Source organism: Flavobacterium limnophilum (assembly GCF_027111315.2).
GTDB lineage: Bacteria > Bacteroidota > Bacteroidia > Flavobacteriales > Flavobacteriaceae > Flavobacterium > Flavobacterium limnophilum.
In genome coordinates this window covers 4,024,997-4,039,971 of record NZ_CP114289.2, presented here as the reverse complement: position 1 = coordinate 4,039,971, position 14,975 = coordinate 4,024,997, and the positions used below count along the sequence as shown (strand labels likewise).

Sequence of the window (14,975 nt, the reverse complement as noted above, 5' to 3'; positions counted from 1 at the left end):
ATTATTAAAATTATCTTTGTTTAAAACATTTTAGTCATGATATACTGGAAGAAACTTTCGCAAGAAGAACGGAAAAACAGAATTCAAAGAGCATTGGAAGAAAACGTGAATTTTTCCAAAGATGCTTCGCTTGGTTATCCCGCTTCAAAACTGGACGGGAAGGTTTTTTATGACGATGCTCCTTTTCTGAAAGATGCGCCAACATTGCAAACCTATGTGGCCAATCCCAATCATATTGGTTGCCACACTTTGGGAACTTCCGAGAAAGCGTTCAAGGGAACTCAGGAAATCGAACGCGAGGTTTTAAACGTTCTTTCGGTAGATATTTTCAAAGCCCAACCCAATTCATTTGACGGCTATATTTCTCCCGGCGGAACCGAAGCCAACATTCAAGCTCTCTGGATGTATCGCAATTTTTTTATGTACCAAAAGAAGGCGAAGCTGGACGAAATAGCCATCTTGGCGTCCGAAGACACCCATTATTCCATCCCGAAAGGAGCCAATGTTTTGATGCTGGATTTAATCAAAATCCCGGTTTATTTCGAAAATAGAGAAATCGACAAAGTGGCGTTGGAACAGAAAATAATGGAAGCCAAACAAAACGAAAAAAAATATTTTATCGTGGTTTCGAATATGGGAACAACCATGTTTGGTTCTGTTGACAATCCCGAAGATTATACCACGATTTTAGAAAAACACGAAGTCGAGTATAAACTACACATTGACGGTGCTTACGGCGGCTTTGTTTACCCTTTCAGCAACCAGAAATCTACCATTAATTTCAACAATCCAAAGATAAGCTCCATCACAATCGATGCTCACAAAATGCTGCAATCGCCTTATGGAACAGGTGTTTTTATTTGTAGAAAAGGACTCATCGAAAATGTTTTGACCAAGGAAGCCGAATATGTCGAAGGAATGGATTTAACCCTTTGCGGAAGCCGTTCCGGTGCGAATGCCGTGGCGGTTTGGATGATTTTATACACTTATGGCCCTTATGGCTGGTTCGAAAAAGTGAGCGTTTTACAAATGCGCACCCAGTTTTTGTGCCACGAATTAGACCAACTCAATATCCAATATTTCAGGGAACCTTTCATGAATATCGTTACCATTCATTCACAATATATTCCGGAGGAAATCGCCGAGAAATTTAATTTGGTGCCCGAACAACACAATAAAAATAATAAATGGTACAAAGTTGTTCTTATGGATCACGTTGAAGTGCAACATTTGACCGCCTTTATAAACGAATTAAAAGCCACGATTCATGCTTAAAAAAGAATTACGGGCAAAATACAAAGCCTTGCGAAACCAACTTTCCGAAAATGATGTGGAAGAAATGAGTTTGGCTATTGCCAATAAAGTGTTGTTGCTTGCCGTTTGGGAGAAAACCTATTTCCATATTTTCCTTCCCATTACGGAACATAAGGAAGTCAACACCGAGTTTATCCTGCATTTGCTTTCCGGAAAAGACAAAGAAATTATTATCTCGAAAAGTGATTTTGAAACTAGGGAAATGACCCATTTCCTTTTGACGGACAACACCAAAATCAAGAAAAATGAATACAACATTCCCGAGCCTGTCGATGGTCTGGAAGTTCCATCCAACAAAATCGACGTAGTTTTTGTGCCGCTTTTGGCATTTGACAAAACTGGACATAGAGCGGGTTACGGCAAAGGATTTTATGATAAATTCTTGACCGACTGCAAACCCGAAACCATCAAAATTGGGCTTTCCTTCTTTGAAGCCGAGGAAATTATAGAAGATGTTTTTGAAAATGACGTGAAGCTGGATTATTGCGTGACTCCGAATGAAGTTTATGAGTTTTAAGTCAAAATGTTTGTAAATCAGGAATTAGATTACTGATTGTCTTGGTTTTTTAGATTGACTATTAAGTTTTAAACCATTAAGGCATTTAAGAAATTAAGAATAGTACAAAACTTAATTTCTTAAATGCCTTAATGGTTCTTTTTTTGTGTTTTCGAATGCAGTTTGCCTGTTTTAATGCTCGTGATGAAACGCCTTCTTATTGAAAACTATCAAAATTCCAACACCTGTAGAAATCGCCATATCGGCAATGTTGAAAATCGCATTAAAGAATTTAAAATGTTGTCCGCCTATAACCGGCATCCATTCTGGCCAGTTTCCTTCGAATAAAGGAAAATACAACATATCAACGACTCTGCCATGAAACCAGGTTCCATAAGGTTTGTCCGTGAACAATGTAGCCAAATGACCGTAGCTGTCATCGAAAATCACGCCGTAAAAAACAGAATCGATAATGTTTCCAAAAGCTCCTGCAAGAATCAGCGAAATAGCCACAATAAGATAGTTTGAACTGTGTTTTCTTTCGACAGAATCCCAAAGCCAATATCCAATTCCCGTTACAGCAACCAAACGAAAAACGGTAAGAAACAATTTTCCGTAAACCCCTGGAATCACGGTTCCCCATGCCATCCCTTCGTTTTCAATCAACAGGATTTTGAACCAACTGGTAACGTCAATTTGTCCGATTTCGCCATAAACAAAATTGGTTTTGATGTATATTTTAGAAATTTGGTCAACCAATAAGATGAGGAAAACTATCAAATAAGCTTTTCGTAAATTCATTTTATAAATTTTAATGCGGCAAAAGTAGTGTTGTTTCTAAAAAAAACGCTCCAACAGGAGCGTTAATTGCTTTGTGGCTAATGGATTATCGTTGCATGTTTTTTGCTTCAATGCTCATTGTGGCGTGAGGCACAATCATTAGTCTTTCTTTTCCGATTAATTTTCCGGTCACTTTACAAACGCCATAAGTTTTGTTTTCCACACGGAAAAGCGCGTTTTTCAAATCACGGATGAACTTCTCCTGACGGATGGCCAACTGTGAGTTCGCTTCTTTCGACATTGTTTCGCTACCTTCTTCAAATGCTTTGAATGTAGGCGAAGTATCGTCAGTTCCGTTATTTAAATCGTTCATATAAGCACTTTTTATCAAATCTAAATCTGCTTGTGCTTTTTGTATTTTTTTAAGTATTAATTCCTTGAACTCGGCTAAGTCAGCGTCTGAGTATCTTGCAATTTCATCTGTCATTTTCTCGTTATTTTGTAATTGATATTTTTGTTTTTATCTCGTCGAATTCTATTTCAATCCCGTCAATTATGATATCTTCAAATAGTAATGTTTCCGTTAACGTTTCTGATTTAATGTAAGCCTCGTTTGCCTTTACGGCATTTTCCAATTCGGAATTTTTTTGCAAATGTACTTTAATTTTGTCAGTAACCTCAAAACCAGAATCTTTTCTTATGTTTTGAATTCTGTTCACCAATTCTCTTGCAATACCTTCCTCTTTTAATTCCCCAGAAATGGTAATATCCAGCGCAACCGTTATTCCGTTTGAGTTAGCAACCAGCCAGCCCTCGATATCTTGAGAAGAAATCTCCACATCTTCTAAGGATAAAGTTATACTATTTCCTGCAATAACAATAGTTATGCTTCCTTCCTTGTCCAATTGGTTAATTTGTTCTTGAGAAAAACACTGTATTTCATTGGAAATCAGCACTATATCTTTTCCAAAACGCGGTCCAAGTGCTTTGAAATTGGGTTTAATTTGTTTTACCAAAATTCCCGAAGCATCGTCCAAAAGTACGATTTCCTTCACGTTAACTTCTGCTTTTATGAGATCGGAAACAGCCTCGATTTCAAGACGTTGATTCTCGTCAAGCACTGGAATCATTACCTTTTGCAGTGGTTGACGCACCTTAATCATCTCCTTTTTTCGAAGCGATAAAACCAGCGACGAAATCGTCTGTGCTTTCTGCATTTTGCTCTCCAACAATTTATCAACAAAGTTTCCAACATATTTTGGAAATTCCGCCAAATGTACAGAGTCAAATTTTTCCGATTGTGTTGCCAATGTTAAGTCTCTGTAAAGCTTGTCCATAAAGAACGGAGCGATTGGCGCACCTAGTTTACTGATGGTCAATAAACAAGTATATAAAGTTTGATAAGCCGCAATTTTGTCTTGTGCATATTCGCCTTTCCAGAAACGACGACGGCACAAACGAACGTACCAATTACTCAAGTTTTCACCGACAAATTCTGAAATCGCGCGAGCCGCTTTTGTTGGTTCATAATCGGCGTAAGCCTCATCAACCACTTTTGCCAAAGTATTCAATTCTGAAATAATCCAACGGTCGATTTCAGGCCTTTCGTTCATTGGAACTTCGGCTTCGGCATAGCTGAAATTATCGAGATTAGCATACAACGCAAAGAAAGAATAAGTGTTGTATAATGTTCCGAAGAATTTACGACGAACCTCGGCAATTCCTTCCAAGTCAAACTTCAAATTGTCCCACGGATTCGCATTCGAAATCATGTACCAACGTGTGGCATCAGGCCCATATCCATTCAATGTATCGAATGGATCAGCGGCATTTCCTAGACGTTTGGACATTTTTTGTCCGTTTTTGTCCAAAACCAAACCGTTTGAAACTACGTTTTTATAAGCTACTTTATCAAAAACCAAAGTGGCGATAGCGTGCAAAGTATAGAACCAACCACGAGTTTGATCGACACCTTCAGCAATGAAATCAGCAGGGAAATCTTTGTTTTCGTCAATTTTATCTTTGTTTTCAAAAGGATAATGCCATTGTGCATAAGGCATTGAACCCGAATCAAACCAAACGTCAATCAAATCGGATTCGCGTTTCATCGGTTTTCCGGAAGCAGAAACCAAAGTGATTTCGTCGACCACATTTTTGTGCAAGTCAACCAAATCATAATTTGCTTCGTCCATATTCCCAATTTCAAAACCTTTGAAAGGGTTTTCTTTTTGGAAACCTGCAGCAATAGATTTTTCGATTTCGTTGTATAATTCTTCAACTGAACCAATCAGGATTTCTTCTGTTCCTTCTTCGTTTCTCCAAATTGGCAATGGAATTCCCCAAAAACGAGAACGTGACAAGTTCCAGTCGTTGGCGTTTTTCAGCCAATTTCCGAAACGCCCTTCTCCGGTTGCTTTTGGCTTCCAGTTGATGGTTTCGTTCAATTCGAACATTCTATCCCTAACTTCCGTGATTTTGATAAACCAAGAATCTAATGGATAATATAAAATTGGCGTGTCGGTTCTCCAGCAATGTGGATAACTATGCACGTATTTTTCTACTTTGAAAGCTTTATTTTCTTCTTTTAACTGAATGGCAATTTCTACATCGGCAGAACGTTCAGGAGCATCGCCTTCGGTATAATATTCGTTTTTAACGTATTTTCCGGAATAATTTCCTAAACCGTCGATGAATTTTCCTTGTAAATTTACCAATGGAACCGGAGTTCCGTTTTCGTCTAAAACCAACATTGGCGGAACTTCTGGAGTAGCTTCTTTCGCTACTTTCGCATCATCAGCACCAAAAGTTGGCGCAGTGTGTACAATTCCTGTTCCGTCTTCAGTCGTCACGAAATCTCCTGAAATTACTCGGAAAGCATTTTCTGGATTTTGATATGGTAATGCCAATGGCATCAATTGTTCGTAACGAATTCCAACTAAATCGGCTCCTTTGCATTCGGTCAAGATTTGGTATGGGATTTTCTTGTCGCCCTCTTTGAAATTTTCAAAATCCGAAGCTTCAGTACTTGCGAAAAATCCTTTCGAAAATTGTTTTCCAACCAAGTTTTTAGCCAAAATTACTTTGACAGGTCTAAAAGTATATTGATTGAACGTCTCAACTAAAACATAATCGATTTTTGGACCAACAGTCAATGCTGTATTTGAAGGCAAAGTCCAAGGAGTCGTCGTCCAGGCCAAAATATGAATATCTCCAAATCCCTGAAGAAATGAAGGCAAAGTTTCGTTCAATGCTTTGAATTGGGCAATTATCGTCGTGTCGGTTACATCACGGTAACTTCCCGGTTGGTTCACTTCGTGTGAAGACAATCCAGTTCCCGCTTTTGGCGAATAGGGCTGAATGGTGTAGCCTTTGTACATCAAATCCTTGTTGTAGATTTGTTTCAAAATCCACCAAACGGTTTCCATATACTTGGATTTGTAGGTCACGTATGGATCTTCCATATCGACCCAATAGCCCATTTTTTCGGTCAAATCGTTCCACACGTCGGTGTAACGCATCACGGTTTTTTTACAGGCTTCGTTGTATTCGGCTACGGAAATTGTTTTTCCGATGTCTTCTTTGGTAATTCCCAATGAGGCTTCGGTACCTAACTCCACAGGCAAACCGTGAGTATCCCAGCCTGCTTTACGCTTCACTTGGAATCCTTTTTGGGTTTTATAACGGCAAAATATATCTTTAATCGCACGTGCCATCACGTGGTGAATCCCCGGCAGTCCATTGGCCGAAGGTGGTCCTTCAAAAAACACGAATGGCGGGTTGCCTTCACGAGTGGTTACACTCTTCTCGAATATGTTTTCTTTTTTCCAAAAATCAAGTACTTCAGATGCAACTGTAGGCAAGTTAAGTCCTTTGTATTCAGTAAATTTTATGCTCATTTTATCCTTTTCTTTAATCGCGGTGCGAAAGTAAGAAATAGTTATGAATTATGTGTTATTAGTGATGAGTTTTTGTTTGCCGCAAAGGCTCGAAGGCGCAAATAGGAATTTATAAAAAAATAAATAAATTTAGAAATATTCGGCAACTACTTTTCATCATCATCATCCAATTCGAAAAAATCATTAACTGATTTTCCAAACAACCTTGATAATTTTAGTGCCAAAACTGTTGATGGCACAAAACGATTGGTTTCAATTGAATTTATTGTTTGTCGAGAAACGCCTATTTTCTCCGCAAGTTCCTCTTGAGTTACATTTAAAATGGCACGTTCTATTTTTATTCTATTCTTCATTATATGCTTTTTTTAACTTCCTAAAAGTAAGAATTTGCATCATAAGCATAACTCCTAAGACAGAAACATCCTTACTGCCTTCTATTTTTGGCATTGATGAAAAAATTGATTCTATAATCAAGACAACGAAGGGAAATGCTAAATAAAACAATACTGTTCCAATAACGGCATAATTATAGGATTGCGCGCGAATTTTTGCCATTAACTCATCTTCAATTTTTTCTTTAGAAATTGAAATCATAAGTAATCCTAAAACCGAACCTGTCAGTGCCATTCTTTCAAATAAATCCCGGTACTTTATGTCAACAAAATAAATCTTAACAGAAGAAATAATTAATAAAATGGATAAAATCCATAAAATCAAACCAACAATTTTAAATTTATTCGGAAGTTGATACCCCGTAATTTTATTGATTTTTTCAATATCCCCTTCTTGCTTAGCTTTTAGTTCCATAAAATTATTTAGTTAAAGTATACTTTCCATAAAGGAAAGTATAATTGATTAAAAGACAAATATACTTTACTTTTAAATACAAAATTACATTTCTGAAATTTTTATTTCAAGAAAAAATTTCCTTTAAAACCTCCAAAGATTTTGGTTTTCGGAAACCGTCTAGATGAAAAGTGTAGTAATCAATCAGGATTTTCAAGAGGATTTGCCTTTCGATGACGTGGAAGGTTTTTTGATCGTTGTCGAATTTTAGATTGATGAGTTTTTTGAAGAGATTGGTTTCATGTTCCGTGAGTGAACCAAGACCGTGAAATGGAGTAAAAACACCTTCGTTAGCATCAAAAAAAGGAAAATCCATTTCGGAAATGTCGGGATAAAAACCGAGATATTTTGTTATTTCAAGCATTAGAATCAAATGGAAATTAGCCGTTTCATCGTGATTGTCGAGCCAGAACAAAGCGGTTTCCAAGAAGGCAAAAAGGTGTTCGTTTTTCTCTTCTTCGTGAATGGAATGGTGGAGGATTTCGGAAATAAACATCACCATCGTGCTCTTGAAAATATCGGAATGTATGGATTGAAAAGGAGTAGCAATTTTGATTTCCTTGAAGTTCTCCAAAGTGCCTTTGTTTTTATGGAGTGCTTCGATTTCGAGAATGGTCAGCGGTTGGAAATAGGCGATTTTTTGGTTTGATTTTCGGGAAGAAAAGGCGTCACGCACAAAGTAGGTTTTCAAACCGTGTGATTGCGTAAAACATTTCACAATCAAGCTTTTCTCTTGGTATTTGAGAGAAGAAATGACGATGGCTTTGGTTTTGACTAACAATTTGAGGTTTTTTGATTTAGATTTTTCGACTTGGATAACATCCCTAAAACAGCAAAAACTATCAATATTCCTTGAAAAGGCATCATATATCGGGAACAATTTACAGGCCCAGAAACCAATATATAATAGCCAAATAGTATGATGAAATAATAACCTTTGAAGGTCAATTTATTGAAAAATAAATATTTTAAAAAATAAAACCATTTGATACAGTTTGCCAAAAAAACTGGAATTAAAAACAAATAAACAATCACAAATTTATTTTTGAATGCATCCCAAATAGGCTTGTCATTGTTTAATATTTCCAAAAAACCTTGCCTTCCAGTTTCTTTTTCAAAAAAGGTCATTAAATCAAACCTTCCGGGATCGACTATCCCCCTGATTGCGGTATAAAAATGATAAAAGGAGTATTGAAAAAAGTTTTTCTTTATTTCGTTGGTTGCAATTTGTTTGAGGTAAATGTTTTGTTCTTTAAAACTTTTCCCAACATATTTTTTGTCATTATAAACGGAGTCCAACCACAACTCCGCCTTTTCTTTGGACTGGGTTGAAGACTTAAAATAATATAAATTATAGTCTATTAAATTAGCGTTTTCTATTGACGAGAAATGTTTATATCCTGTTGTGTTTTTATTATAATTCAAATACAATTGCAGACAAATTATTGGTAAAAAGAGCCAAAAGCTAAACACTCTTTTTTTTATCATATAAACCAAAAAGAATACAAGGTTTACATAGATAAATGGATAAAAAATGGGTTTTGTAAAGGCTAATAAAACCGTGATTATTTGAATATAGGCAAAATTATTTTTGTCCCATTTTTGCAATAGCAGCCAAAACAACATTGTTAGAAACAACATTACTAGCCATTCGGACATTATAAGTTGAGAATAAATAAATATTGATGGCGTAAATAAAAACAAGATTAAAAGACTGTTATTGAGCTGGACCTTATACTGTTTTATTATTTTAAACAATATAAATGTATTGAAAAGACCCAAAACAGTTTGAATAACAACAATAAATATTGGACTGAAATCAACAAAAAAAGACAAGAATAAAGGATATAAAAAAGGCCTTCTTGTAAATAATTCTGGGTGATTTGAAGATTCAAAATAAGTGAAATCCCGAATGGCTTTTGCAACTTCAAAATATTCGTAAGAATCAGTCAAAAAATAAATGTTTGAAATCATTCTTGCCATAAAAAACAACAAATACAAAACACCAATTATTAGAAATAATCTTTTTTCGCATTTAGTAAAATCATTTTTTGAAAATAGCATTGGTTTTATTTTTGTTCGTGATATTCCTCTTCCGTGTTTATAGACCAAATATTAGATTTATCGGTATGGTTGTTTATTATGTTTTGAACGGCTTGCATCGCTGTAAGCATAGAATGATCCTGATTATTATATTTGTGCATTCCGTTTCTTCCTACCAAGAAAAGATTATCGATAGAATCTGTGAAGTTTCGGATTTGATTGAACTCCGAATAACTGCCAAAATAGGCTGGATAGGTTTTAGGAACTTTAATCACTTTGGCATCCAAAACATTTTCAACCGAATTAATGAAGCCTAATTTCATCATTTCCTCGCTAGCAAATTGTATCATTTCGATTTCAGAATAACGCCAAATTTCATCGGTTTCATTACAAAAATACTCTAAACCAATCCAAAATTTATTTTCGTCATTTACCATAAATGGACTCCAATTATTGAATACTTGAAGTCTTCCAACTTTTACATAAGATTCTTGAATATAGATCCAATTATCCTCCAGTTTAAAATTGATTTTATCTAAAAGCAAGCCAACGGTAACAAAATCTCGATACATCAAGCCGCTTGCTACTTCTTTTACTTTTGCAGGAACAGTACAACTCAAACCTTTTATTAATTCTTGTATTGGCATCGTAGAAATACAGTAATCACAAACTATGGTTTCTATTTCTTTGGTCAACCTGTTTTCTAGAATTACACTATTGACTTTATTGTTTTGAATATTTATGGCAATTATTTTGCTGTTTTGCATTAAAATTGCTCCTTCCTTTTGTGCTTTTTCGGCAACGGTTTCCCACATTTGCCCAGGCCCAAATTTTGGATACAAAAAATATTCTATCAAAGAAGTTTCAGTGTTTTTTTGGCTTAAATCACTTTTGCTTTTTTTAAAAATATTTTTGACCGCATTGGTTAGTGTTTTAGTAATTGACAAGCCTTTTATTCGTTGTGCTCCCCATTCCGAACTAATTTCAGAACAAGGAACTCCCCAGACTTTTTCGGTATAATCTTTGAAAAATGTTTTATACAATCTGTTGCCAAACCTATTGATAAAAAAATGTTCTAATGAAATTTGCTTTTTAATGGGGAAAAATACTGCTTTAGCATAACTCAACCCTATTAAAAAAGTATTGAAAAAACCAAGATTTAATATGGTTTGAAAGGACAAACTTATTGGATAATCAAAAAATTTCTTGTTGAAAAAAATTCTGGATTTTCTTTTTCTAACTAGTAAAATGTTGTCCTTATTAGCAACATTATTTTTATTTTCGATTTCGATTTTTTTGGACTGGTTTTGATAAGCAATGTTAACCGAACTTTCTTCAGAATATATGGGTAGAATTTCTTGCCACCAATCCATAACAATTTCTGATTTTGAAAAAAAACGGTGTCCGCCAATGTCTATTCGGTTTCCATTATGATTTTCGGTTCTGGAAATTCCTCCCCAAAACTCACTCATTTCAATAACAATAGGTACAATATCGGAATGTTTTACAAACTCATAAGCGGCAGTTAATCCAGCTGGGCCGCCCCCAATTATCGCAGCTGTTTGTTTTCTGTTTTTTGACATTTATCTAATAATCATTACTTTTTTTACCTTAGTCTCTATTCCGTCTTGAGCCGAAATAAAAACCATATATACACCCGAAGCTACTTTGTGTTTTCCAAAAGCGGTTGTGTCCCATTCTATTGTTCCTCCTTCGGAAGTGGTTTCGTAAACGAGATTGCCTTCGATATCGGTTATTTTTACGGTGGCCTTGTCTAATAATCCGGCGATTTTTACGGTTCCTTCATATTCTGGTCGCACAGGATTTGGATAAACATATACGTTATTCAAATCTTCGTTGGCTTTGGTTGCTGTTCCTTTGAAAGAAACCATTCCTTTGGCTGTAGCAATAAAAACTTCGCCTGTTGCACTATTGATATCAATGTCGTTTATGGTATTACTTGGCAATGGAGAATTATTTGTCGTAAAATGATATTTTGTTTCCTGTCCGTTTGGAGATACTAAAAATATGCCGGAATCAGCCGTCCCAATCCATTTGTTATTGGCTCCATCGACAACAATGTCTGTAATAAATTGCTCATACATTAATTCTTGGGCAACATTATCCTCTAAGATAATTATGGGATTGGTTGTCATTTGATCTTCCGTCAGGAAACTATTTATATTGGACAAAACTCTCAATCCTCGGATGGTTCCTATCCAAAGTTGATTCCTATTATCCACTGCAATTGACCTGACATCAGTAATTGGCAAATTTCCTTTGTCGGAATCCATCGTTATTTTTTTAAATTTATTCGTTGATTCGTTATAACTTATCAAACCATCCGTGGTGGTACACCACCATTTGGTGTTGTTTTTGTCGATTAGCATTCGCCCCATATTTGTATCACTACTTTTTTTCAAAATGCCGTCCAACGAAAAACTTTGCCATTGTCCATCAGCCTTAAATACTTTTAAGCCTTTTTGAACAAGACTGTTATTTAGCCAAAGATTTCCGAATTTATCGAAAGCAGCACCATTTATTCTAATATCAACATAACTCGGATTTGGAGGGCTCAATACCAGCGACTCTAGTGCACTATTGGTTTGATTGTACAAGATTTTGGGTTCATCATCCACAATTTTTATCAATCCCGAAAAAAAAGAACTGGCATAAACTTCGTTTTCTTTATTCGGATTCACGGTAATTCTGGATATTGATTTTGCACCCAACACTTTTTCATAAGGAATATTCAACCATCCGGAAGCATTTAATTTACTTATTCCATAACTGTCTAATGGATATGGATTATAAGTTCCCGAATAATCTCCATATACTGCCCAAAGCACATCCGATGTAGTTTGAAGGGAGAAAATATTGTTCCTAGATGGGCCACTTGGTGTATTGTTTTCAAAAGTCGAAGCAACAGATATCGTCGTATTGAGCAATCCGTTTTCTTTTGTACCTATATAAACAACATCGTCAATGGCCGTGGCACATGTAAAAGCAACGTTGCTTCCAGAAATCTGGTTGCTGTTTATTTGACGAACAAGCGCCATTTGGTTGTTGTAAAAATAAACGCTGCCAGCCGTTGTAATAACAAGATAATTGGTTGTTTTTCGCATGTCGACTGAAGCGGACGGAAGTTGTAAATAACCCGTAAACGAATTGGAACTTGAATTGTATTTATGAATATAGCCAGAAGTGTTGATGGCAATAAGCTCTGCGCCAAAAGCCTCAATACTTGACCAACTTCCTGTAGCTGTTTGTGTCCACTGGTTAAAATCGATCAGGTTATTGCTGGTAATATCCGCCCTTCTAATACCGTCAATTGTAGCTGCATAAATGTAACCATTAAACACGGCGGTTTGCGTGACACTTATTTCGACTCCATTGTTTCCAATAAAATAGGTGTCGCCAAACAACATGGTAGCCAGATTGAATTGAACGATTCCAAAATCACAGGAAACATAAACGATCTCATCATATTCCATGAAATGATTGATTTTTTTTATGTTGGATGGAAGTTGTTTGTTGATGATGTCAACGATGTTCAACATACTGCCATCGGCTTCATTTATCACGATCATTAACCCATTTTTATAACCAACGAGCGTTTTGTTGGATGTTGCACTGTGATACAAAGAGGTAATGGTTTCTCCAGAAAGTCCATCGATGGTGTTGGTGGTTTTAAGCTGGCTTGTAGTCGTGTTTTTAGAAAACAAGGCATTTTCGGAAGCGGCAAAAATTGTGCTTGAAGATTCGGACACATCCTTAATTTCATTATAGGAAAAATAGCCCTGCCACAACAAATTGTTTTGTGCAAAACCCATTTGCATAGTAATCAAAAGCACGCAACAAAAAAACCTTTTTTTCATTATTTTCATAAATATTGGTCCACAAATATAATACAAACGAAAGTAATGGAATTTTGTTTTATCCAAAAAGAATGCCTTCCGTCCAATCCGGAAATCTCGGATTGGAAGAAGGCATTTATATTTATTCAAAAAAAAGAGCTAAACCACGCCTTGAGCCAGCATGGCATCGGCTACTTTCACAAATCCTGCGATATTGGCTCCTTTTACATAATCAATATAGCCTGTTGAATCTGTTCCGTATTTTACACATGATGCATGAATGTTGAGCATTATCCCTTTTAATCTTTCGTCAACTTCTTCGGACGACCAATTTAATCTCAAAGAATTTTGCGACATTTCGAGTCCTGAAGTGGCAACTCCTCCGGCATTTGAAGCCTTTCCGGGAGAGAACAATATTTTTGAATTTTGAAACACGATTACCGCTTCAGGTGTGGTAGGCATGTTTGCTCCTTCGCCAACACAGATGCAACCATTGGCAATAAGCATTTTTGCTTCTTCCTCGTTTAGTTCATTTTGTGTGGCACAAGGTAGCGCCACTTCACATTTCACTTCCCAAGGGCGTTTGCCTGCTACATATTTTGCATCAGGATATTTGGTAACATAATCACTAATTCTGCCTCTTAGCTCATTTTTAATCTCCATTATATAAGCCAATTTTTCGGCATCGATTCCAGCAGAATCATATATATAACCGGCAGAATCAGACATTGTAACTACTTTTCCTCCCAATTGGGTTGCTTTTTCTACTGCATATTGTGCCACGTTTCCTGAACCGGAAACAACAATTGTTTTTCCTGAAATACTTTCGCCTCTTGTGGCCAACATACTTTGTGCAAAATACACATTGCCGTAACCAGTCGCTTCAGGCCTGATTAAAGATCCTCCAAAAGAAATTCCTTTTCCGGTCAAGACTCCGGTAAATTCATTTCGAAGTCTTTTATATTGACCAAACATATAGCCCACTTCTCTTCCTCCAACTCCAATATCTCCGGCAGGAACATCCGTGTCAGCCCCAATATGTTTGGACAATTCGGTCATAAATGCTTGACAAAAACGCATTACTTCATTGTCGGATTTTCCTTTTGGATCAAAATCAGCTCCGCCTTTTCCACCACCCATTGGCAATGTTGTCAAGCTATTTTTGAAAGTTTGTTCGAAAGCCAAAAATTTTAAAATGCTCAAATTTACTGTTGGATGAAAACGAATTCCTCCTTTATAAGGTCCAATTGCCGAATTCATTTGGACTCGATACCCTCGGTTTACTTGTGTATCGCCTTTGTCGTCAATCCAAACTACTCGAAAAATGATGATTCGATCTGACTCCACCATTCTTTCCAAAAGCATCTTGTTTTGGTATTTTTTATTTTCTTCAATAAAAGGAATTACTGTTTCAGCAACCTCTTTAACCGCTTGCATAAACTCAGGTTCATTTGGATTTTTATTTGCAACGGATTCAATAAAACTAGAAATGCTTTGTGACATGATTTTAAGATTATTAACGTTTCAGAAAACGTTTTCGTTAGTTGTACAAATATACATTATATCGGATTATTTATTGGTAATTTTCCGATTTCTTCCAGCCGTTTCATTCTTTTTATAAATGCTGGAAAAATTTAATTTAAAACCTTTAGTATTGTTTGTAAAAATACAAAAACCTTTATATTTTGTTTGGATAATATTCGTAATGATTGATGTTTTTATATATTTGTAAAAAAGTAACTA

Annotated in this window: 12 protein-coding genes; 2 read left to right on the top strand and 10 right to left on the bottom strand. The window is 35.9% G+C overall.

The features are described 5' to 3' along the window. Positions 1–36: 36 nt before the first annotated feature. The gene (locus tag OZP13_RS16775) at positions 37–1,275 is read left to right on the top strand and encodes an aminotransferase class I/II-fold pyridoxal phosphate-dependent enzyme (protein WP_281297934.1); all 1,239 of its coding nucleotides are present in this window, start codon (positions 37–39) and stop codon (positions 1,273–1,275) included. Further along, entirely contained in the window at positions 1,268–1,831 is a 564-nt protein-coding gene (locus tag OZP13_RS16770; protein ID WP_281297933.1) for a 5-formyltetrahydrofolate cyclo-ligase, read from the top strand. Before OZP13_RS16775 ends, OZP13_RS16770 begins: the two co-directional genes overlap by 8 nt. Before the next feature lie 171 nt (positions 1,832–2,002). Here the strand turns inward: OZP13_RS16770 and OZP13_RS16765 are convergent, their stop codons facing one another. The 10 genes from OZP13_RS16765 to gdhA all read right to left on the bottom strand — a co-directional run bounded on the left by OZP13_RS16765 (position 2,003) and on the right by gdhA (position 14,735). After that, positions 2,003–2,611 (bottom strand): lipoprotein signal peptidase, encoded by a 609-nt coding sequence (locus OZP13_RS16765; protein WP_281297932.1) that lies wholly within the window; start codon positions 2,609–2,611, stop codon positions 2,003–2,005. 85 nt (positions 2,612–2,696) lie between these two features. Then, on the bottom strand, positions 2,697–3,077 hold the full coding sequence (locus OZP13_RS16760; protein ID WP_281297931.1) for a TraR/DksA family transcriptional regulator: 381 nt from the start codon (positions 3,075–3,077) through the stop codon (positions 2,697–2,699). A 7-nt stretch (positions 3,078–3,084) separates the two neighbouring features. After that, positions 3,085–6,486, bottom strand: a complete 3,402-nt coding sequence (gene ileS / locus OZP13_RS16755; protein ID WP_281297930.1) for an isoleucine--tRNA ligase — start codon at positions 6,484–6,486, stop codon at positions 3,085–3,087. A gap of 146 nt (positions 6,487–6,632) precedes the next feature. Then, entirely contained in the window at positions 6,633–6,839 is a 207-nt protein-coding gene (locus OZP13_RS16750) for a helix-turn-helix transcriptional regulator (RefSeq protein WP_269241273.1), read from the bottom strand. Then, positions 6,829–7,293, bottom strand: coding sequence for a hypothetical protein (locus OZP13_RS16745; RefSeq protein WP_269241272.1), 465 nt, complete (start codon positions 7,291–7,293; stop codon positions 6,829–6,831). Before OZP13_RS16745 ends, OZP13_RS16750 begins: the two co-directional genes overlap by 11 nt. Before the next feature lie 106 nt (positions 7,294–7,399). Further along, positions 7,400–8,113, bottom strand: coding sequence for a DNA repair protein RecO (recO, locus tag OZP13_RS16740; protein ID WP_281297929.1), 714 nt, complete (start codon positions 8,111–8,113; stop codon positions 7,400–7,402). Beyond that, complete coding sequence (locus OZP13_RS16735) at positions 8,107–9,396, bottom strand: hypothetical protein (protein WP_281297928.1); 1,290 nt, start codon at positions 9,394–9,396, stop codon at positions 8,107–8,109. The genes recO and OZP13_RS16735 overlap by 7 nt, the downstream gene beginning before the upstream one ends. A gap of 5 nt (positions 9,397–9,401) precedes the next feature. After that, positions 9,402–10,958, bottom strand: a complete 1,557-nt coding sequence (locus tag OZP13_RS16730) for an NAD(P)/FAD-dependent oxidoreductase (protein WP_281297927.1) — start codon at positions 10,956–10,958, stop codon at positions 9,402–9,404. Beyond that, positions 10,959–13,253: a type IX secretion system anionic LPS delivery protein PorZ gene (gene porZ / locus OZP13_RS16725; protein ID WP_281297926.1), complete on the bottom strand. Its 2,295-nt coding sequence runs from the start codon at positions 13,251–13,253 to the stop codon at positions 10,959–10,961. A 138-nt stretch (positions 13,254–13,391) separates the two neighbouring features. Next, positions 13,392–14,735 (bottom strand): NADP-specific glutamate dehydrogenase, encoded by a 1,344-nt coding sequence (gdhA, locus tag OZP13_RS16720; RefSeq protein ID WP_281297925.1) that lies wholly within the window; start codon positions 14,733–14,735, stop codon positions 13,392–13,394. Positions 14,736–14,975: the final 240 nt, after the last annotated feature.

Coding starts and splice junctions, on each gene's coding strand:
- ileS (WP_281297930.1), bottom strand. CDS start 6,486: ATGAGCATAAAATTTACTGAATACAAAGGACTTAACTTGCCTACAGTT.
- OZP13_RS16760 (WP_281297931.1), bottom strand. CDS start 3,077: ATGACAGATGAAATTGCAAGATACTCAGACGCTGACTTAGCCGAGTTC.
- OZP13_RS16765 (WP_281297932.1), bottom strand. CDS start 2,611: ATGAATTTACGAAAAGCTTATTTGATAGTTTTCCTCATCTTATTGGTT.
- OZP13_RS16735 (WP_281297928.1), bottom strand. CDS start 9,396: ATGCTATTTTCAAAAAATGATTTTACTAAATGCGAAAAAAGATTATTT.
- OZP13_RS16730 (WP_281297927.1), bottom strand. CDS start 10,958: ATGTCAAAAAACAGAAAACAAACAGCTGCGATAATTGGGGGCGGCCCA.
- OZP13_RS16775 (WP_281297934.1), top strand. CDS start 37: ATGATATACTGGAAGAAACTTTCGCAAGAAGAACGGAAAAACAGAATT.
- porZ (WP_281297926.1), bottom strand. CDS start 13,253: ATGAAAAAAAGGTTTTTTTGTTGCGTGCTTTTGATTACTATGCAAATG.
- OZP13_RS16770 (WP_281297933.1), top strand. CDS start 1,268: ATGCTTAAAAAAGAATTACGGGCAAAATACAAAGCCTTGCGAAACCAA.
- OZP13_RS16745 (WP_269241272.1), bottom strand. CDS start 7,293: ATGGAACTAAAAGCTAAGCAAGAAGGGGATATTGAAAAAATCAATAAA.
- gdhA (WP_281297925.1), bottom strand. CDS start 14,735: ATGTCACAAAGCATTTCTAGTTTTATTGAATCCGTTGCAAATAAAAAT.
- OZP13_RS16750 (WP_269241273.1), bottom strand. CDS start 6,839: ATGAAGAATAGAATAAAAATAGAACGTGCCATTTTAAATGTAACTCAA.